Annotated in this window: 16 protein-coding genes and 2 pseudogenes; 12 read left to right on the top strand and 6 right to left on the bottom strand. The window is 64.2% G+C overall.

Annotated features, from left to right (window positions below; genetic code table 11):
- Positions 1-155: 155 nt before the first annotated feature.
- From CSV86_RS13145 to CSV86_RS13160, 4 genes are read left to right on the top strand one after another with little or no spacing between them, the layout of a single operon-like run.
- Positions 156-935, top strand: a complete 780-nt coding sequence (locus tag CSV86_RS13145; protein WP_009401604.1) for a transporter substrate-binding domain-containing protein — start codon at positions 156-158, stop codon at positions 933-935.
- Positions 936-945: 10 nt separating this feature from the next.
- Entirely contained in the window at positions 946-1611 is a 666-nt protein-coding gene (locus tag CSV86_RS13150; protein ID WP_009401605.1) for an amino acid ABC transporter permease, read from the top strand.
- Positions 1608-2258 (top strand): amino acid ABC transporter permease, encoded by a 651-nt coding sequence (locus CSV86_RS13155; protein ID WP_170394749.1) that lies wholly within the window; start codon positions 1608-1610, stop codon positions 2256-2258. The genes CSV86_RS13150 and CSV86_RS13155 overlap by 4 nt, the downstream gene beginning before the upstream one ends.
- Positions 2245-2973, top strand: a complete 729-nt coding sequence (locus tag CSV86_RS13160; RefSeq protein WP_009401607.1) for an amino acid ABC transporter ATP-binding protein — start codon at positions 2245-2247, stop codon at positions 2971-2973. The genes CSV86_RS13155 and CSV86_RS13160 overlap by 14 nt, the downstream gene beginning before the upstream one ends.
- Before the next feature lie 230 nt (positions 2974-3203).
- On the opposite strand, the gene map is transcribed toward CSV86_RS13160, so the two are convergent.
- Both map and CSV86_RS13170 read right to left on the bottom strand, forming a co-directional pair.
- The gene (gene map / locus CSV86_RS13165; RefSeq protein WP_311985830.1) at positions 3204-3974 is read right to left on the bottom strand and encodes a type I methionyl aminopeptidase; all 771 of its coding nucleotides are present in this window, start codon (positions 3972-3974) and stop codon (positions 3204-3206) included.
- The gene (locus tag CSV86_RS13170) at positions 3970-4224 is read right to left on the bottom strand and encodes a ParD-like family protein (RefSeq protein WP_009401610.1); all 255 of its coding nucleotides are present in this window, start codon (positions 4222-4224) and stop codon (positions 3970-3972) included. Before CSV86_RS13170 ends, map begins: the two co-directional genes overlap by 5 nt.
- A gap of 164 nt (positions 4225-4388) precedes the next feature.
- Here CSV86_RS13170 and CSV86_RS13175 point away from each other — a divergent pair, with 164 nt between their 5' ends.
- The 8 genes and pseudogenes from CSV86_RS13175 to CSV86_RS13210 all read left to right on the top strand — a co-directional run bounded on the left by CSV86_RS13175 (position 4389) and on the right by CSV86_RS13210 (position 12844).
- Positions 4389-4991 carry a CDP-alcohol phosphatidyltransferase family protein gene (locus CSV86_RS13175; RefSeq protein WP_009401611.1) on the top strand — a complete coding sequence of 201 codons (603 nt, stop codon included), beginning with the start codon at positions 4389-4391 and terminating at the stop codon, positions 4989-4991.
- A 26-nt stretch (positions 4992-5017) separates the two neighbouring features.
- Positions 5018-6772, top strand: a complete 1755-nt coding sequence (locus CSV86_RS13180) for a bifunctional alpha/beta hydrolase/class I SAM-dependent methyltransferase (RefSeq protein WP_009401612.1) — start codon at positions 5018-5020, stop codon at positions 6770-6772.
- On the top strand, positions 6772-8091 hold the full coding sequence (locus CSV86_RS13185) for a phosphatase PAP2/dual specificity phosphatase family protein (RefSeq protein WP_009401613.1): 1320 nt from the start codon (positions 6772-6774) through the stop codon (positions 8089-8091). The genes CSV86_RS13180 and CSV86_RS13185 overlap by 1 nt, the downstream gene beginning before the upstream one ends.
- Positions 8088-8543, top strand: coding sequence for a hypothetical protein (locus CSV86_RS13190; RefSeq protein WP_009401614.1), 456 nt, complete (start codon positions 8088-8090; stop codon positions 8541-8543). The genes CSV86_RS13185 and CSV86_RS13190 overlap by 4 nt, the downstream gene beginning before the upstream one ends.
- An 11-nt stretch (positions 8544-8554) precedes the next feature.
- Entirely contained in the window at positions 8555-9178 is a 624-nt protein-coding gene (locus CSV86_RS13195) for a lysophospholipid acyltransferase family protein (protein ID WP_009401616.1), read from the top strand.
- A gap of 1 nt (position 9179) precedes the next feature.
- Positions 9180-10111: pseudogene (locus tag CSV86_RS13200) on the top strand (phosphatidate cytidylyltransferase).
- A gap of 224 nt (positions 10112-10335) precedes the next feature.
- Positions 10336-11256: a 3,4-dihydroxyphenylacetate 2,3-dioxygenase gene (gene hpaD, locus CSV86_RS13205; RefSeq protein WP_009401618.1), complete on the top strand. Its 921-nt coding sequence runs from the start codon at positions 10336-10338 to the stop codon at positions 11254-11256.
- Positions 11257-11545: 289 nt separating this feature from the next.
- Positions 11546-12844: an NAD(P)/FAD-dependent oxidoreductase gene (locus CSV86_RS13210; RefSeq protein WP_009401619.1), complete on the top strand. Its 1299-nt coding sequence runs from the start codon at positions 11546-11548 to the stop codon at positions 12842-12844.
- A gap of 75 nt (positions 12845-12919) precedes the next feature.
- Here CSV86_RS13210 and CSV86_RS33335 read toward each other — a convergent pair whose 3' ends face one another.
- The 4 genes and pseudogenes from CSV86_RS33335 to CSV86_RS13225 all read right to left on the bottom strand — a co-directional run bounded on the left by CSV86_RS33335 (position 12920) and on the right by CSV86_RS13225 (position 18460).
- Positions 12920-13480 (bottom strand): methyl-accepting chemotaxis protein, encoded by a 561-nt coding sequence (locus tag CSV86_RS33335; RefSeq protein WP_446532473.1) that lies wholly within the window; start codon positions 13478-13480, stop codon positions 12920-12922.
- A pseudogene (locus CSV86_RS33340) lies at positions 13466-14242 on the bottom strand (PAS domain-containing protein); the annotation flags it as partial. The pseudogene CSV86_RS33340 and the gene CSV86_RS33335, both read right to left, overlap by 15 nt.
- A gap of 53 nt (positions 14243-14295) precedes the next feature.
- Positions 14296-16830, bottom strand: a complete 2535-nt coding sequence (locus CSV86_RS13220) for an EAL domain-containing protein (RefSeq protein WP_037060832.1) — start codon at positions 16828-16830, stop codon at positions 14296-14298.
- A 577-nt stretch (positions 16831-17407) separates the two neighbouring features.
- Positions 17408-18460, bottom strand: coding sequence for an NADP(H)-dependent aldo-keto reductase (locus tag CSV86_RS13225; protein WP_009401622.1), 1053 nt, complete (start codon positions 18458-18460; stop codon positions 17408-17410).
- Between the last annotated feature and the right edge of the window lie 3 nt (positions 18461-18463).

Here is an 18463-nt window from a genome sequence, read left to right on the forward strand (position 1 = left end):
TCTCGGGGCATACGGCGCCGGCAAGACCCACAACTGTTCAGACCAGTAATACCGCACAACACCTGCTTTCCAGCTCGTTTCCATGGTTTCCTCCGCAGGCTGGCACGGCGACTGCAATAGCCGGAAACACACCTTTCCGCTGCGAGGCACCGACCATGATTTCCTTCCGCAAACTCCTGCTTGCCACCCTGCTCTGCGGCAGCGCCCTCGGCGCCCAGGCCGATGTGCTCGGCGACATCACCCAGCGCGGCGTGCTCAAGGTCGCCGTGCCCCAGGACTTCCCGCCGTTCGGCTCGGTCGGCCCGGACCTCAAGCCCCGCGGCCTGGATATCGACACCGCGCAACTGCTGGCGGACAAGCTGGGGGTGAAGCTGGCCCTGACCCCGGTCAACAGCACCAACCGCATCCCGTTCCTCACCACCGGCAAGGTCGACCTGGTGATCTCGAGCCTGGGCAAGAACCCCGAGCGCGAGAAGGTGGTGGACTTCTCCCTGCCCTACGCGCCCTTCTACCTCGGCGTGTTCGGCCCCGAAGACAGCAGTATCGACAAGGTCGAGGCCCTGGCCGGCAAGACCATCAGCGTGACCCGCGGCGCCATCGAGGACATGGAGCTCAGTGCCGTGGCCCCGCAGGGCACCACCATCAAGCGCTTCGAGGACAACAACTCGACCATCGCCGCCTACCTGTCCGGCCAGGTCGATCTGATTGCCAGCGGCAGCGTGGTGATGGCGGCGATCGCCGAGAAGAATCCGAAGAAGGTGCCGGTGCTCAAGGTCAAGCTCAAGGACTCGCCGGTGTACGTCGGCATGAGCAAGGAGCAGCCGGCGCTGCGCGACAAGGTCAACGCGATCCTCACCGAAGCCCGCAACGATGGCAGCCTCAACGCCAATGCCGAGAAATGGCTGAAGCAACCGCTGCCCGCCGACTTCCAGTGAGCCCTTGCGCATGGCCTATCAATTCGATTTCGCTGCAGTACTGGCCCAGGGTGACCTGCTGCTCAAGGGTGCGCTGTTCACCCTGGAGCTGACCCTGATCGGTACCGTGGCCGGCGTGGCCGTGGGCATCCTTGGCGCGGTGGTCCGCGCCTGGCAACTGCGTCCGTTCAACTGGGTGTTCGCGGCGTACGTGGAACTGATCCGCAACACACCCTTCATCGTCCAGCTGTTCTTCATCTTCTTCGGCCTGCCGGCCCTGGGCCTGCGCATGACGGAATGGCAGGCCGCGGTGCTGGCCATGATCATCAACCTGGGCGCCTATTCCACCGAGATCATCCGCGCCGGCATCCAGGCGATACCGCGGGGTCAGCTGGAAGCCGCGGCGGCCCTGGCCCTGAGCCGGGTCGAGACTTTCCGCCACGTAATCCTGCGCCCGGCCCTGGCGCGGGTATGGCCGGCGCTGTCGAGCCAGATCGTGATCGTCATGCTGGGTTCGGCGGTGTGCTCGCAGATTGCGACCGAAGAGTTGTCGTTCGCCGCCAACTTCATCCAGTCGCGCAACTTCCGCGCCTTCGAAACCTACCTGCTGACCACCCTGGTGTACCTGCTGATGGCCATCGCCGTGCGCCAGGTGCTCAACCTGCTGGGCCGGCGCCTGATCCTGAGGAAAGGCTGATGGAATTCACCTTGTGGGACATCGTCCGCAACCTGCTGGTCGGCCTGCAGTGGACCCTGCTGCTGTCGCTGGTGGCCTTCGTCTGCGGCGGCCTGGGCGGTTTGCTGATGCTGCTGGCACGAATCTCGGAAAACGCCAGCCTGCGCGTGCTTGCCCGCTGCTATATCGAGCTATTCCAGGGCACGCCACTGCTGATGCAGCTGTTCATGGTGTTCTTCGGCATTGCCCTGTTCGGCATCGACGTCTCGGCCTGGATGGCGGCGACAGTGGCGTTGACCCTGTTCACCAGCGCCTTCCTCGCCGAGATCTGGCGCGGCTGCGTCGAGTCGATCCCGCGCGGGCAATGGGAGGCAGGCTCGAGCCTGGCGCTGAACCGCTACGAGCAACTGCGCCATGTGATCCTGCCGCAAGCCCTGCGTATCGCCGTGGCGCCGACCGTCGGCTTTTCGGTGCAAGTGGTCAAGGGCACCGCGGTGACCTCGATCATCGGTTTCACCGAACTGACCAAGACCGGCGGCATGCTGGCCAATGCCACGTTCGAACCCTTCCTGATCTACGGCCTGGTTGCCCTGGGCTATTTCATCCTGTGTTTTCCATTGTCCCTGGGTGCGCGTTACCTGGAGAGGAGGCTGCATGCCGCTGGTTAGAGTGTCCGCGTTGCACAAGTACTACGGGGACAACCATGTCCTCAAGGGTGTCGACCTGAGCATCGAGCAAGGCGAGGTGGTGGCGATCATCGGACGCAGCGGCTCGGGCAAGAGCACCTTGCTGCGCACCCTGAACGGCCTGGAGTCGATCAATGATGGGGTGATCGAGGTGGACGGCGAGTACCTCGACGCCGCCCGTGCCGACCTGCGGTCGTTGCGACAGAAGGTCGGGATGATTTTCCAGCAGTTCAACCTGTTCCCGCACCTGAGCATCGGCGAGAACGTCATGCTCGCCCCGCAACTGGTGAAGAAAACGCCCAAGGCCGAAGCCCGCGAGCTGGCGCAGCGCATGCTCGACCGGGTCGGCCTGGGCAATCGTTTCGACGCCTTCCCCGACCAGCTTTCCGGTGGCCAGCAGCAGCGGGTGGCCATCGCCCGGGCCCTGGCGATGTCGCCGAAAGTGCTGTTATGCGATGAAATCACCTCGGCGCTGGACCCGGAGCTGGTCAACGAAGTGCTGGCGGTGGTCCGCGAACTGGCGCGGGAAGGCATGACCCTGGTGATGGTCACCCACGAAATGCGCTTTGCCCGTGAGGTAGGCGACAAGCTGGTGTTCATGCACCAGGGCAAGGTGCATGAGATGGGCGATCCGAAGGTGCTGTTCGACGCACCGCAAACGCCGGAGCTGGCGAATTTCATTGGTAGCGTTGCCTGAACACAGAACCCTGTGGGAGCTGGCTTGCCAGCGATGAGGCCGGCTTGAGCAATGATGTTGTCAGATACGGCCAAATCGCTGGCAAGCCAGCTCCCACAAGGTACGCGCCGAACCCAGATTGTGTGGCCAGCACAAAAACCTGTGGGAGCTGGCTTGCCAGCGATGAGGCCGGCTTGAGCAATGATGCTGTCAGGTCAGGCCCAATTGCTGGCAAGCCAGTGCCCACAAGGTTAGCGGCGGTTCTCAGGCCAGGTGGTGAGGACCTCGAATCCATCGCTGGTCACCACCACCATATGCTCCCACTGCGCCGACAATGAATTGTCCCTGGTGACCACCGTCCACTGGTCCGCCAGGGTCTGGGTCTGGCGCTTGCCGTAGTTGAGCATCGGCTCGATGGTGAAGATCATCCCTTCCTTCAGGCGCATGCCATAGCCACGCTGGCCGAAATGCAGGATCTGCGGTTCGCCATGGTAGACCTGCCCGATGCCGTGTCCGCAGTACTCGCGGACCACACTGAATCCGGCGCCCTCGCCCACCGACTGGATGGCGTGGCCGATATCACCCAGGGTCGCCCCCGGCCGCACCACGCGAATCCCCGCCCACATCGCCTCGAAGGTCACGTCGATCAAGCGCTGGGCTTCGGCGCTGACCTTGCCCACCGTGTACATGCGGCTGGTATCGCCGTACCAACCGTCCTTGATCACTGCCGTGTCGATATTGACGATGTCACCTTCGTTGAGCACCCGCGCCGACGGAATGCCGTGGCACACCACCTCGTTGACCGAGATGCAGAGGGTCTTGGGGAAACCGTGGTAGCCGACGTTGGCCGGGATGGCCTTCTGCACGTTGACGATGTAGTCGTGGCAGATGCGGTCCAGCTCATCGGTGCTGACCCCGGGCTGGACATGCGGCTTGATCATCGCCAGCACATCGGCGGCCAGTTCGGCGGCGATGCGCGAGCGGGCGATCTGCTCGGGGTATGCAGGGTGATGTTTCTCAATGCTGGGCCTCCAGGACGCGTGGGCTCGAGGCGCCGTCAAGGGCGCAGACCTGCCTGATATCGAGGCCACCCTGCTGTTCGGCCTGGATCAGCAGACGGCAGATTTCGTTGTGGTTCAGGTCGGGATGCAGCTCGGCGAGCATGCCGATGCGCATCCAGTGTTCGGCCTGGGCATTGATCGAGCGACTCAGGGCACTACTGGCGACGCGAAGGCTCTCATGCATGCTTTCAGAGATCTTTACGATACCCATGGACATTTCCTATATGAAACGCAGACGAATCGTATACTACCCGAAAATTTGCGCTGGGTAACATTTCCCGCTTGAAGCCCTGTACGGCGCTTCGCTGGAAAAGCACAGTTTCGCGCTTACGCTTTATCGATAGCCCGGTCACGCATCTGCTCAAGGAAGTTCAAGTGCCATCGATCTACCAGCTCAAACCCCGCTTCCAGGCGCTGTTGCGCCCGGGTGTCAGCCGCCTGCATGAGCGCGGCGTCACCGCCAACCAGGTAACCCTCGCCGCCGCCCTGATCTCCGTACTGCTCGGCGTGTTGCTCGCCTGGGGCGCTTCCCATGCGTGGCTGTTCGCCCTGCTGCCGCTATGGATGCTGCTGCGCATGGCGCTCAATGCCGTGGACGGCATGCTCGCCCGGGAGTTCGGCCAGCAATCGCGCCTGGGCGCCTACCTCAACGAACTCTGCGACGTCATTGCCGATACCGCGCTGTACCTGCCCTTCGCCCTGCTGCCCGGGGTATGGCCGCTGCTGGTGGTACTGGTGGCGGTGGCCGCGCTGGTCAGCGAATACGCCGGAGTCACGGGTCCGCTGGCCGGGGCTTCGCGACGCTACGACGGCCCCATGGGCAAGAGCGACCGTGCCTTCGTCTTCGGCGCCCTGGGCCTGGCAGTGGCCCTCGCCATGCCGCCAGCCTGGGTCAACGGCGTATTGCTGGTGGTCCTGCTGCTATGCCTGTTCACTCTCTATAACCGGGTTCGCCAAGGTCTGGCCGAAACCCGCTGAACTCCAGCCGGATAAGGATCTGTCCCATGCGTCAGGTGCATTCATCGCATTTCACCACCCATGACGGCGTCGAGCTGTTCTATCGCCACTGGCCGGCACAACGCGAGCCGGGCCAGGCCAGGAAGGCCGTGGTCATGTTCCATCGCGGCCATGAACACGGCGGCCGCATGGCTCACCTGGTAGACGAACTGGACCTGCCCGACCACGACTTCTTCGCCTGGGACGCCCGCGGCCACGGCCAGTCCCCGGGCACCCGCGGCGACAGCCCGGGCTTCGCCCACAGCGTGCGCGACGTGCAGACCTTCATTTGCCATATCGGCGACCAGCACGGGATTCCCGAAACGGATATCGCCGTTCTCGCCCAAAGCGTCGGCGCCGTGCTGGTGGCGACCTGGGCCCATGACTACGCACCCAAGGTGCGCTGCCTGGTGCTGGCCTCGCCGGCCTTCGATATCAAGCTGTACGTGCCCTTCGCCCGCCCCGGTCTCAAGGCCCTGCGCGCCTGGCGCGGCAATTTCTTCGTCAACAGCTACGTCAAGCCGCAGTTGCTTACCCATGATCCGGAGCGGGTGCTGAGCTACCGCAGCGATCCGCTGATCACCCGGCCGATCTCGGTGAACATGCTGCTTGGCCTGTACGATGCTGCAGACCGGGTGGTGGCCGACGCCCAAGCGATCCAGATCCCCACGCAACTGCTGATTTCCGGGGCCGACGTGGTGGTCCGGCGCAAGCCGCAGGAAGATTTCTTCGAGCGCCTTGGCACCCTGCACAAGGAAAAGCACATCCTCCCCGGCTTCTTCCACGACACCCTCGGCGAGCGCGATCGCGGCCATGCCCTGGCACGGATCCGGCGTTTCGTCCGCCAGTGTTTCCAGCAGCCCGCGCAGCGCCCGAGCCTGCTCGACGCCGACAGGCAGGGCGCCAGCTGCGCCGAGGCCGAGAGCCTGGCTGCGCCGTTGCCGAAATACTCGCCGCGCAACCTCTACTGGCAGGCCACCCGCGCCTCGCTGCGCCTGGGCAAGGGGCTGTCCGAGGGCATCAAGCTGGGCTTCGACACCGGTTTCGATTCCGGCAGCACCCTCGACTACGTCTACCGTAACCAGCCCGCCGGCAAGGGCAACTTCGGCCAGTTGGTGGACCGCAACTACCTCGACGCCATCGGCTGGCGCGGCATCCGCCAGCGCAAGCTGCATGCCGAGGAACTGCTGCGCCTGGCCATCGCCCGCCTGCGTGAACAAGGGCGGGCGGTGCATATCGTCGATATCGCCGCCGGCCACGGGCGCTACATTCTAGAAGCACTGGAAGGGCTGGAACAGCGTCCCGATTCGATCCTGCTGCGCGACTACAGCGAGCTGAACGTCAGCCAGGGCAGCGCGCTGATCGAGGAGAAAGGCCTGGGCGATATCGCCCGCTTCGTGCGTGGCGACGCCTTCGACCGGGCGTCCCTCGCCGCCCTTGATCCACGGCCGAGCGTGGCAGTGGTGTCCGGGCTGTACGAGCTGTTCCCCGACAACGACCTGATCCGCGCCTCCCTCGGCGGCCTGGCCGATGCCGTCGAAGACGGCGGCTACCTGGTCTACACCGGCCAGCCGTGGCACCCGCAACTGGAGATGATCGCCCGTGCCCTGACCAGCCATCGCGACGGTCAGCCCTGGGTGATGCGTCGGCGCAGCCAGGCGGAGATGGACCAACTGGTCGAGGCCGCCGGCTTCCGCAAGCTGGAGCAGCGCATCGATGAATGGGGCATCTTCAGCGTCAGCCTGGCCCGGCGGGTACGTTGATGCAGGTCTCGCGCGAACCGGGGCTGATCAAGCGCGGCGTGCTCTGGCTGCTGTTGCTCGGCCCGCTGTTCTTCCTCAGCTATGGCCTGAGCAACAGCTTCACCGCCGGGCGCAACGACGTCGGCACGCTGGTCTTCGACTGGGAACGCAACATTCCCCTGTGGTCGTGGAGCATCGTGCCCTACTGGTCCATCGACCTGCTCTACGGCCTGTCCTTCCTGCTCCCGCGCAATCGCCGGGAAATGGACCTGCATGCGCTGCGCCTGCTCAGCGCCCAGCTGATCTGCATCGCCTGCTTCCTGCTCTGGCCGCTGCGCTTCACCTTCGAGCGCCCGGAACTCACTGGCGTATTCGGCTGGCTGTTCGATGTGCTGATGGGCTTCGACAAGCCCTACAACCAGGCGCCATCCCTGCATATCGCCCTGCTGGTGATCGTCTGGGCGATGTTCGCCCGGCATACCCGCGGGGCCTGGCTACGTGGCCTGATGCATGCCTGGATGGCGCTGATCGGGCTGTCGATACTGACCACCTGGCAACACCATTTCATCGACCTGCCTACTGGCGCCCTGGTCGGTTTCCTGTGCCTGTGGCTTTGGCCCCGGGAAGGCGAGCTGCCATTGCGCCTGGCGCGCCTGCAATCGTCGCGACGGCACCTCGGCCTGGCGCTGCGCTACGGCCTGGGGGCCGGATTGCTCGCAGCGCTGGCCTTCACCTTGAAAGGCTTCTGGCTCTGGCTGTTGTGGCCCGGTATTGCGCTGCTGATGGTGGCGCTGAACTACGCCGTGTTCGGCGCTGCCGGCTTCCAGAAAGGAGCCGATGGCAACCTGTCCTGCGCGGTACGCTGGCTGCTGGCACCCTATCTGGCGGCAGCCTGGATCAATTCACGCCTGTGGACCCGCCGTCACCCGCAGGCCGATGAGGTCTGCGACGGCGTCTGGCTCGGTCGCCTGCCCGCCCGGGGCGAGGCCACGGCCTTCTCCGGGATAGTCGATCTGTGTGCCGAATTGCCGATGACGCCCGCCCCTGGCCAGCACTATCGCAGCCTGCCGAGCCTGGACCTGGTGGTAGCGGACGCCGCGCTGTGCCGTGAGGCCGCAGCGATCATCGAAGCCTTGCGCGCCCATGGCCCGCTGCTGGTCTGCTGTGCCCTGGGCTACTCGCGCAGCGCCAGCGCGGTGGCGGCCTGGCTGGTCCTCAGCGGGCGCTGCGCGGATATCGACGCAGCCGAGGCGCTGATCCGCCAGGCCCGGCCCGGCGTGGTGCTGTACCCGGCCCACCGCCGCGTGCTGGAACGCTTGCACCCGGGAGCCTGTCCATGAGCGAAGAACCACAACTGGCCCTGACCGCGCGCTTGCTGGAGCGCGGTCGGCAGATCGAACGGCTGTCCGACGGCATCAGCCTGCTGGCCCTGGGTTTCGGCCTGGCGCCGCTGCTGCTGGCGCCCCGTCATCCCGGCCTGACCAGCACGCTATGTGCCTTGCTGCTGATCCTTGGGCTGGCGCAGAAGTACCATGCCCTGCGCGTGGCCCTGGATGCCGAATTGATCGGCGCCCTGGCCAACGATGCCGGACGCTTGGGCAGCCGCACCCGGGCCCTCGACCAGGCCCTGTACGAACTGGGCCTGAAACGCGGCGTGGCCGAGCGCGACTGGCTGGCCCGTTGTCGCGGCGCCTTGCGCCTGCTGCGCCGGCAAGGCATCTGTTTCGCTGTACAAGTGTCATTGGCGTTGTCGGGGCTGCTGATTCTGCCCTGGCTTCCACCGGCTGCATAAAGGACGCACCCATGCTCGCTACATTCACCGCCTTCCTCATCACTTCCTTCGCCCGCCTGGTCACCGGGGCCCGTGCCCTGTGGCTGGGCTGCAGCCCGCTGCCGATCCAGCGCCTGTATTTCGCCAACCACAGCAGCCACGGCGACTTCGTGCTGATCTGGGCGTCCTTGCCGGAAACCCTGCGCCGCCGCACCCGCCCGGTGGCCGGAGCCGATTACTGGCTCAAGCCCGGGATGCGCAGTTTCCTGATCCGCAAGGTGTTCAACGGCGTGCTGCTGGACCGCCAGCGCAGCGAGCCCGATGCCGATCCGCTGCTGCCCGTGAAGGAGGCCCTGGCCCAGGGTGATTCGCTGATCTTCTTCCCGGAAGGTACACGCAACCTCGGCGACGACCCCTTGCTGCCGTTCAAGAGCGGGCTGTTCCACCTGGCCCGGGCGCAACCGGACATCGAGCTGGTACCGGTGTGGATCGCCAACCTCAACCGGGTCATGCCCAAGGGGCGCGCCCTGCCCCTGCCACTGCTGTGCACCCTGAGCTTCGGCGAGCCGCTGCAACTGCAGGCCGACGAGAGCAAGCAGGCCTTTATCGAACGCGCCAGCCACGCCCTGCTGGCCCTGGCCCCGAAGGAGGTCTGACATGCCCGCTTCCGCCTGGCCACTGTTCGCCGGCATCGGCGCCCTGCTCCTGCTTGCCAGCCTGATCGGCCGCGCCTTGAAATGGCGCGCCGGCCCCGGCCCACACGCGGTGATCGATAACTTGAATGCACGTATCGACGCCTGGTGGGTGATGGTCCTGGTCATCGGGCTGGCGTTCATCTTCGGCAAGACCGGGGTGATCGTGCTGTTCTACCTGGTGTCGTTCTACGCATTGCGCGAATTCATCACCCTCACCCCGACCCGGCGCAGCGACTACCCGGCGCTGGTGCTGGCGTTCTACGTGGCGCTGCCGGTGCAGTACCTGCTGATCGGCTTCGACTGGTACGGGCTGTTCAGCATCTTCATTCCGGTGTACCTGTTCTTGTTGTTGCCGATCCTGGCCAGCTTCGGCGGCGATACCACGCGTTTTCTCGAACGCGCGTCCAAGGTGCAGTGGGGGCTGATGATCGCGGTCTACTGCCTGTCCTCGGTGCCGGCACTGATGACGCTGGACATCCCGGCTTCGAGGGGCGCAACCTGCTGCTGATCGCCTGGCTAATCCTCGTTGTGCAGATCAGCGACGTGTTGCAGTACGTCTGCGGCAAGTTGTTCGGCAAGCGCAAGGTCGCACCGTCGCTCTCCCCGTCCAAGACCCTGGAAGGCCTGGTCGGCGGCGTGGCCCTGGCCACCCTGGTCGGCGCCGCGCTGTACTGGATCACGCCGTTCAGCCCCTGGCAGGCGGCGCTGATGGCCCTGGTGGTGAATGTCATGGGCTTCTTCGGCGGCCTGGTGATGTCGGCGATCAAGCGCGACCGCGGGGTCAAGGACTGGGGCCACATGATCGAGGGCCACGGCGGCATGCTCGACCGGATGGACTCGGTATGCTTTGCGGCGCCGATCTTCTTCCATTTCGTCCGGTATTGGTGGGCGTAAGCGGCCTGCCACTGGTGGCCCACAGCCCCCGTGGCAAGCTGGATCAAGTGCTTGGCAGAGGAAGGCAAGCGGTGACGCGGGTGACCGTGTCCAATGGGCAGCCCGCATTTCCCGAGTCCGGGACGGGCCACAAGAGCCAGCCACTGGCCGATGGTGCCTGCGTGCCAACGTCCCGATAATTGCCGCGCCCCGCCAGGAGGGCGTCTGCCACCAGGAGTACCGTCATGGGCAAACTTGCTCTGGCTGCCAAGATCACCCACGTTCCGTCCATGTACCTGTCCGAGCTGCCCGGCCCGCGCCAGGGGTATCGCCAGGCCGCGATCGATGGCCACAAGGAGATTTCCCGGCGCTGCCGCGAACTGGGTGTCGACACCCTGGTGGTGTTCGACACCCACTGGCTGGTCAACGCCAACTACCACATCAACTGCAGCCCGCACTTCAAGGGCACCTACACCAGCAACGAGCTGCCGCACTTCATCGCCAACATGGACTACGAAGTGCCGGGCAATGCCTTGCTGGGCAAGCTGATGGCCGCCGAGGCCAACCGCCTCGGCGTCGAGACCATGGCCCATGACGCCACCAGCCTCGGCCCGGAATACGGCACCCTGGTGCCGATGCGCTACATGAACGAAGACCAGCACTTCAAGGTCGTCTCGGTTTCCGCCCTGTGCACCTCGCATTACCTCAACGACAGTGCGCGCCTGGGCTGGGCCCTGCGCAAGGCGGTGGAAGATCACTACGAGGGTACCGTCGCCTTCCTCGCCAGCGGTTCGCTGTCGCACCGTTTCGCCCAGAACGGCCAGGCCCCGGAATTCGCCGACAAGGTCTGGAGCCCGTTCCTGGAAACCCTCGACCACCGCGTGGTGCAAATGTGGGAAAACGCCGAGTGGGACGACTTCTGCACCATGCTTCCGGAATATGCGGTCAAGGGCCATGGCGAAGGTTTCATGCATGACACCGCCATGCTCCTCGGCGCCCTGGGCTGGTCGAAGTACGATGGCAAGGTCGAGGTGGTCACGCCGTACTTCGGTTCGTCGGCGACCGGGCAGATCAATGCGATCTTCCCGGTAACCCCGCAGGATGGCTCGGCGATTCCGGCGGCGCAGGCGTCTTCGGGGCAGTTGGCGGCGGTTGGCCGGTTGTAAGCATTCGCTCCTGCCAGACCGCAGAGGCCCGGCATAGGCAAAACCCTGTGGGAGCTGGCTTGCCAGCGATAGGGCCCTCAACACCAATGATGTTGTCGGGTCTGGCCTCATCGCTGGCAAGCCAGCTCCCACAGGCAATGAGCCCCCTCTTTCCTTTACCCATCCTGGCAGCCCCGATCAAATCCCCCGGCAACCTGAGTCAAGCACCTACCGACCGTTAGGCATTTAATGCAAAGTGTAACAAGCGCCACGGTCGCCCTTGCCCAACTCCAATTATTCAGGCCGCCCCATGATCAACGTCGAAACGCCCACCTACTACTCCGCCACCAAGAAGTACAACCTCGCCTTCCCCACCCTCGAAGCCGATATCGAAGCCGGCGTGGTGGTGATCGGCGGTGGTTTCTCCGGCATCAACACCGCCCTGGAGCTGGCCGAGAAAGGCATCACCAATATCGTGGTACTGGAAGCGCGCTACCTGGGCTTCGGCGGCACCGGGCGCAATGGCGGGCAGATCATGGCCGGGATCGGCCACGACCTCGAGAAAATCCGCAGCAGCGTCGGTGAGCAAGGCCTGCAGCAGATCTTCGAGATCAGCGAACTGGGGGCCGGCATCATCAAGGAGCGAATCGCCAGGTACAACATCGATGCCGACTTTCGCCATGGCTACGGCTACATGGGTTTCAACGCCCGGCAGGCCCGCACCCTGCGCAACTGGGAGCAGGAGTTCAAGAAGGTCAATTCCAAGGATGAAATCCGCTTCCTCGGCGGTTCCGAGGTCAAGCAGATCATTGGCTCCGACGCCTACAGCAGCGCCCTGCTGCACATGGGTGGCGGCCACGTGCATTCGCTCAACCTGCTGCTCGGCGAAGCCCAGGCCCTGGTGAGCCACGGCGTGCGCATCTTCGAACACAGCGCCGCCCTCGAGGTACGCTATGGCGACACCATCACCGTGCGTACTGGCCGCGGGTCGGTGAAGGCCGCCAAGCTGCTGTGGGCCTGCGACAGCTTCCTCAACAAGCTGGAGCCGGAACTGCACAGCCGTACCATCAACACCTACGCCTTCCAGTTGATGACCGAGCCGCTTTCCGAGGAACTGATCCAGCGCATCAGCCCGATCCGCGGGGCCTACAGCGATATCCGCCCGGTCATCGACTACTACCGGGTGACTAACGAAAACCGCCTGCTGTTCGGCGCCGCGACACCCTTCATCGAGCACATCCCCAACGACCTCAAGGCCTGGAACCGTGCCTTGATGCTGAAGATCTTCCCCTACCTCAAGGACGTGAAGATCGACCTCGCCTGGGGCGGCCCGATGGCCACCAGCGCCAACCTGTTCCCGCAGATCGGCACGCTGAGCGGTCGGCGCAATGCCTTCTATGTGCAGGGCTACTCCGGTTTCGGGGTGACCCCGAGCCATATCGTCTGCAAGATCCTCGCCGAAGGCATGGCCGAGGGCTCCAGCCGCTACGACCTGTTCAGTTCGGTGAAGCATGCGCGGATCATCGGCAAGGACCATTTCCGCCCGGCGATCCTAACGGCGGCGAAGACGCTGCACCAGTTGTCGGGGTTCTTCAACGGCAGGCGTTGAAGCTCTTGGTTGTTGCTGAGGGCCTCATCGCCGAACCTGTGGGAGCTGGCTTGCCAGCGATGAGGCCCTCCAGGTTCACACCGACAACTGATTGGTAAACTGCCCCACCGCATTCACCACCTTCTGCGCGCCGTCCTGGATTTCGACGATCACATTGCCCGCCTGGGCCGATAGCTCCAGGCCCTGCTCGGCCCGGGCCTTGCCTTGCTCGATGATGCGCACCGCTTCCTCGGCCAGTTTCTGGTTCTGCGTGACCACGTCGACGATTTCCTCGGTGGCCTTGGTGGTGCGCGACGCCAGCTGCCGCACTTCGTCGGCGACCACCGCGAATCCGCGGCCCTGCTCCCCTGCCCGGGCCGCCTCGATGGCCGCGTTGAGCGCCAGCAGGTTGGTCTGGTCGGCAATGCCGCCGATGCTCTTGACGATGCTGCCGACGATCTGCGACTGCTTGTCCAGCGCCGCGATGCCCTCCACGGCCGCCGCCATCTGTACCGCCAGGCCCTGGATCACCTCCACGGTTTCCTGGATCACCACGCTGCCGCGGCGGGCACTGTCGTCGGTGTGCTGCGAGGTGGTGAAGGCGATTTCCGCAGCCTTGGACACGGCGATTTCACGGTTGACCTGGTCGGTGATCACCGTGGCGAACTTGACGATCTTGTACAGCCGCCCATGGGCATCGGAGATCGGGTTGTAGGTCGCCTCCAGCCAGACCACCTGGCCATGGCTGTCGATGCGCTTGAAGCGGTCGGCGATGAATTCACCGCGGCGCAGCTTGTCCCAGAAGCGCTCGTACTGCGGCGAGGCGACTTCGGCAGGATCGCAGAACACCCGGTGATGCTGGCCCTTGAGGGCCGCCAGCGTATAGCCCATGCCCTGCAGGAACCGCTCGTTGGCGGTCAGCACATTGCCCTGCAGGTCGAATTCGACCACGGCGGTGGAACGCTGCAGGGCCTCGATCAGGTTCTCGCGCTCGCGGGACGACTCGATGGTGCGGGTCAGGTCATTTGCATACAACGAGATGTAGTTGACCTGGCCGTTGCGGTCCTTGATCGGCTGGACGATGGCGCGCAACCAGGCCTCGTTGCCATTGCCGCGCTTGAGCTGCAAGGCCCCGGCCCAGTGTTCGCCGCTCTGGATCGCGCGCTTCATCAGGTTGAAGTGGTTGGTGCCCTGGGCATACTCCGGCACCAGGCCGAACAGGACCTTGCCCTCCACCGCAGCGGCGGAGTACTGCATTTCGCCGAGGAAATTGGCATTGGCCGAAAGAACCTGGCCCTGGGAGTTCAACTTGAGAAAGAGCATCTCGCGGTCGAGGCTTTCCTTGACCTGCTCGAGGGATGAAAGCCGGTCCTGTGCCTCTGCCAGTTCCTGCTTGAGCCGCCGATACGCTGGAAACATGAGGGATTACCTCCAAGAGTGCGAAAGTGTGAGCAGCTTGCCCGATCAATGCGTCAATACTTCATCATCCAGGCTTCCAGGTCGTGCGCCGGGAGCGGCTTCGACAACAGGTAGCCCTGGACGACGTGATACCCCTGGTCCTTCAGAATCCGGTACTGGCCGTGTTGCTCGACCCCTTCGGCCACGACTTTCAGGTGCAGGCTATCGCCGATGCGCATTACTGCGTCACTCAGCGCCCGGCTGGTTTCGTCCGCTTCCAGATCCAGCACGAAACTGCGATCCAGCTTCAGTTCCTGTATCGGCAGCTTGCGCAGATAACTCAAGCTCGAATAACCGGTACCGAAGTCGTCCATGGCCAGGCGGATGCCCCGGGCATTGAGCTCATGCAGGACCTTCATGGTCCCGGGATTGGTATCGAGCAGCAGGTTCTCGGTGAGCTCGATGGTCAGGTCCGCGGCGACCAGGCCGTGCTGGTCGAGGACGCTACCGATCATTGCGGCCAGGTCCAGGTTATGGAAGTTGCTCGGTGACAGGTTCACCGACACCGCAGGAATGTTCAGGCCCCTGCGCCGCCATGCCGCCAGTTGCCGGCAGGCCTCGCGCAAAACCCAGTGGCCCAGTTCGGTAATCAGCCCGCACTCCTCGGCCAGCGGGATGAAGCGCGCCGGCGAGACCACACCGAAGGTCGGGTGGGTCCAGCGGGCCAGGGCCTCGACGCCATAGACCCGGCCGTCTTCGATGGTCACCTGAGGCTGGTAATGCAGTTGCAGCGTACCCTGCGCGATCGCCTCGCGTAACGCGCTTTCCAAGGCCTGGCGCTCCTGGGCCAGTTCGTCGAGCTCGTGGCTGAAAAAGCTGAACCGCCCGCGCCCGGCACTCTTGGCCTGGTACATGGCCATGTCGGCGCGGTGGATCAGGCTGCTCATATCGTGGCCATCGCGCGGATACAGGCTCACGCCGATACTGGCCGAGGGCGAGAAACAGGAGCCGGCGATCCGGCACGGCTGGGAAATCGCCTGGCGGATCTCCTCGATGGTGTCGTTGACCCGCTCGCTGTCGCAATCGGGCAGCACCACCACGAACTCGTCGCCGGACAGCCGGCCGACGATATCGTTGCTATTGCGGTTGGCGCCCAGGCGCTGGGCCACCAGCTTGAGCAGTTCGTCCCCCGCCGGATGCCCCAGGGAATCGTTGATCTGCTTGAAGCGATCGAGATCGATGAACAGCACCGCCAGCGCCGTCCGGGTACGCCGCGCCTCGATCAAGGCATGGTCGGCATTGGCATGCAGCAGGCTGCGGTTGGGCAGGCGGGTCAGGCTGTCGTAGAACGCCAGTTGGCGAATGCTCTCGCGGTTGGCCTCGCGCTCCATGGCCACGGCACACAACGGCAGGACCACCTCGACGATCTGCTGGTGCAGGACCGAAGGCGTGCGGTGCTCGCCGTAATAAAAGGCCAGGACGCCGATCGCCGCGCCCTTGGCGCTCTTGATCGGAATCGACCAGGCACTGCTGATGCCCAGCGCCCTGCACTCGCCGCGGATCGGCGTCCAGTGCGGATCGCTGGCGATGTCCCGGGCAAAGACCATTTCGCCACGGCAGGCGGCCACACTGGACGAGCCGATGCCATCGCGGATCGGCATGCCCTCCAGCAGTTGCCCGTAGCGCTCGGAAAAACCCGGTGCCGCCAGCGGGTGCATGGCGCCATTCTCATCGACCTGGATCACCGCGGCGCGGACCTCGGGCGCCATGCGCCGGATTTCGCTGCACAGCAAGTCCATCACCGACGCCAGGGGCATCTCCCGAACCATGGCGTCGAGAATGCAGTGCTGCAGCACCTGATGGATCTTCGAAGCAGTGATCTCGGTGAGCACGGTCACGGTATGGGCCAGTTCGCCATTGGCCCCGGCCACCGGGTTGATCGCCACGTTGCACCAGATGCGCTCGCCGCCCTTGACCTGCAACAACTCCTCGACCTGGCACGAGCGCCCGCCGCGCAAATCGCGCTGCAACCCCACCAGCCGCTGCGGTGGCAGATCCGGCACCAGCAGTTGCGCCGGCTGGCAGTCGGCGATCTCCTCCAGGTGGTAGCCGAACAGCTTTTCGAAGCCCTTGTTCAGGTACACCAGCCTGCCGCTACCGTCGGTGATGAAGATCGCGTTGTCGGTCTGGTCGGCCACCAGCGACAACAGCTTGGTGCGCTTGCGCTCCTTGCGCTGCTCGGTCACGTCCTTGACGAAGGCGGTGTAGAGAATCTGCCCCTCGGTCTCGACCCGCGAGATCGACATCGAACCCCAGCGCTGGCTGCCGTCCTTTTTGTGGATCGGCACGTCGCGGGTAGTGCCGACGATCTTGTTGACCCCGGTACGGCGATTGCTATCGACATAACCGTCATGTTTGCTGCGGATATTCTCCGGTACCAACATGCTCACATTATTGCCGAGCACTTCTTCGCGATGAAAACCCCACAACTTTTCCGCGGCACCGTTGAAGAGGATGACGCGATTATCGCTATCGATCACAACAACACTGTCGATGGCTTGTTCCAGGGTATGAACGAAGCTCTCAGAAAGATTCCGGGTAGTGGACATCAAGTCGATCCGAACGCAACTTGTTGAAAGCGGCCAAAGCGCTACGAAGCCATGCAGCAAAGCACTGCATGACCTGGCGTAGAGCCTCTGGGGCCGGGAGGTGCGCGACAGGCGCGGGGGCATAGCTTACGCCGCGATATGGCGCTTAGCCATTACTCGACAAGATATTATTCGGATTATTTTCCGGCGCCGGGAAACTGGCGAAAGGACAAACGATTAATCAAAACTTCGTTTTTAAAATAATTGATCTGGATCAATGAATATTGGATGGACTGTGCTAATGCCGATTTAATAAAACTGACAACAATAATACTTCTGAACACCGCGTCCCCTGTTGGAGCGGGTACATCGCCGGATCCAGGGTGAGGCTGATGGCCTCATCGCTGGCAAGCCAGCTCCCACAGGGTTCTGGGTCAGCTGCAGCATTCGTGCCCGGCGCGGACCTTGTGGGAGCTGGCTTGCCAGCGATTGCGGTAATGAATTCACCATCGCAATCGCGGGTGAGCCCGCCCACAGGGTATGCGTCGTGCTCTGGAACTGTTGTTCGCCCCCCACAGCGCCCGTGACCGGCTTGCGCTCAGGGCGCCGGATTGGGAATCCGTTGGTGAACAGCCTGAAGCTGCCCACGCAGCTCGTCCCCTAGCACCACATCCAGCGCCCCCAGGTTCTCGCGCAATTGCGCCAGGCTGGTCTGTCCGGTCAGCGCACTGGCAACGAACGGCTTGTCGATCACCGCCGCCAGCGCCAGTTGGGCCGGGGTCAGCCCATGCGCCCGGGCAATCTCCACATAATCTGCAATGGCCGCCTGGGCCGATGGACTGTCGTAGCGATTGAAGGTGCGGTACAGCGATGACAACCGCGAACCCGCCGGTCGCGCGCCGGCCAGGTACTTGCCGGTCAACGCCCCGAAGGCCAGCGGCGAATACGCCAGCAAGCCGATGCCTTCCCGGTGACCGAACTCCGATAATCCGCCCTCGTACAGACGGTTCAGCAGGCTGTAGGGATTCTGCACACTGACAATCCGCGGCAAACCCAGGCGTTCGCTCTGCTTGATGAACTCGGCAACACCCCACGGCGTTTCATTGGAAACGCCGATATGCCGCACCTTGCCCGCCTGCACCTGCTCGGCCAGCACCGCCAGGGTTTCCTCGATGGCAATGCTTTCGGGATCGTCCTGCCACGCGTATTCGCGCTGGCCGAAAGTGGTGGTGCGACGATCCGGCCAGTGCAATTGATAGAGATCCAGATAGTCCGTGCGCAGGCGTTGCAGGCTGCCCTCCAGCGCCTCGACGATATTGCGCCGGTCATGCCGGCTGAGGCCGCCCCGAATATGCGGCTGCGGCGCCTTCTCGCTGGACGGCCCGGCGATCTTGCTCGCCAGGATCACCTCGTCGCGCCGCCCGCTGGCCGCCAGCCAGTTGCCGATGTAGCGCTCGGTGGTACGCCAGGTTTCGGCGTTGGTCGGCGTGGGGTACATCTCGGCGGTGTCGATCAGGTTGACCCCGGCGGCCAGCGCCAGCTCGATCTGCTGGTGCGCCTCGGCCTCGCTGTTCTGATGCCCCCAGGTCATGCTGCCCAGGCCAAGCACGCTGACCTGGAGTTCACTGTTGCCCAATTGGCGGTAACGCATGCT

It is taken from the genome of Pseudomonas bharatica CSV86 (assembly GCF_000319305.2).
GTDB lineage: Bacteria > Pseudomonadota > Gammaproteobacteria > Pseudomonadales > Pseudomonadaceae > Aquipseudomonas > Aquipseudomonas bharatica.

What these genes read in the sequence shown, in the direction of transcription:
- CSV86_RS13145 (WP_009401604.1), top strand. Translation starts at nt 156, where the DNA reads ATGATTTCCTTCCGCAAACTCCTGCTTGCCACCCTGCTCTGCGGCAGC.
- CSV86_RS13150 (WP_009401605.1), top strand. Translation starts at nt 946, where the DNA reads ATGGCCTATCAATTCGATTTCGCTGCAGTACTGGCCCAGGGTGACCTG.
- CSV86_RS13160 (WP_009401607.1), top strand. Translation starts at nt 2,245, where the DNA reads ATGCCGCTGGTTAGAGTGTCCGCGTTGCACAAGTACTACGGGGACAAC.
- CSV86_RS13170 (WP_009401610.1), bottom strand. Translation starts at nt 4,224, where the DNA reads ATGGGTATCGTAAAGATCTCTGAAAGCATGCATGAGAGCCTTCGCGTC.
- CSV86_RS13180 (WP_009401612.1), top strand. Translation starts at nt 5,018, where the DNA reads ATGCGTCAGGTGCATTCATCGCATTTCACCACCCATGACGGCGTCGAG.
- CSV86_RS13185 (WP_009401613.1), top strand. Translation starts at nt 6,772, where the DNA reads ATGCAGGTCTCGCGCGAACCGGGGCTGATCAAGCGCGGCGTGCTCTGG.
- CSV86_RS13190 (WP_009401614.1), top strand. Translation starts at nt 8,088, where the DNA reads ATGAGCGAAGAACCACAACTGGCCCTGACCGCGCGCTTGCTGGAGCGC.
- CSV86_RS13195 (WP_009401616.1), top strand. Translation starts at nt 8,555, where the DNA reads ATGCTCGCTACATTCACCGCCTTCCTCATCACTTCCTTCGCCCGCCTG.
- hpaD (WP_009401618.1), top strand. Translation starts at nt 10,336, where the DNA reads ATGGGCAAACTTGCTCTGGCTGCCAAGATCACCCACGTTCCGTCCATG.
- CSV86_RS13210 (WP_009401619.1), top strand. Translation starts at nt 11,546, where the DNA reads ATGATCAACGTCGAAACGCCCACCTACTACTCCGCCACCAAGAAGTAC.
- CSV86_RS13220 (WP_037060832.1), bottom strand. Translation starts at nt 16,830, where the DNA reads ATGTCCACTACCCGGAATCTTTCTGAGAGCTTCGTTCATACCCTGGAA.
- CSV86_RS13225 (WP_009401622.1), bottom strand. Translation starts at nt 18,460, where the DNA reads ATGCGTTACCGCCAATTGGGCAACAGTGAACTCCAGGTCAGCGTGCTT.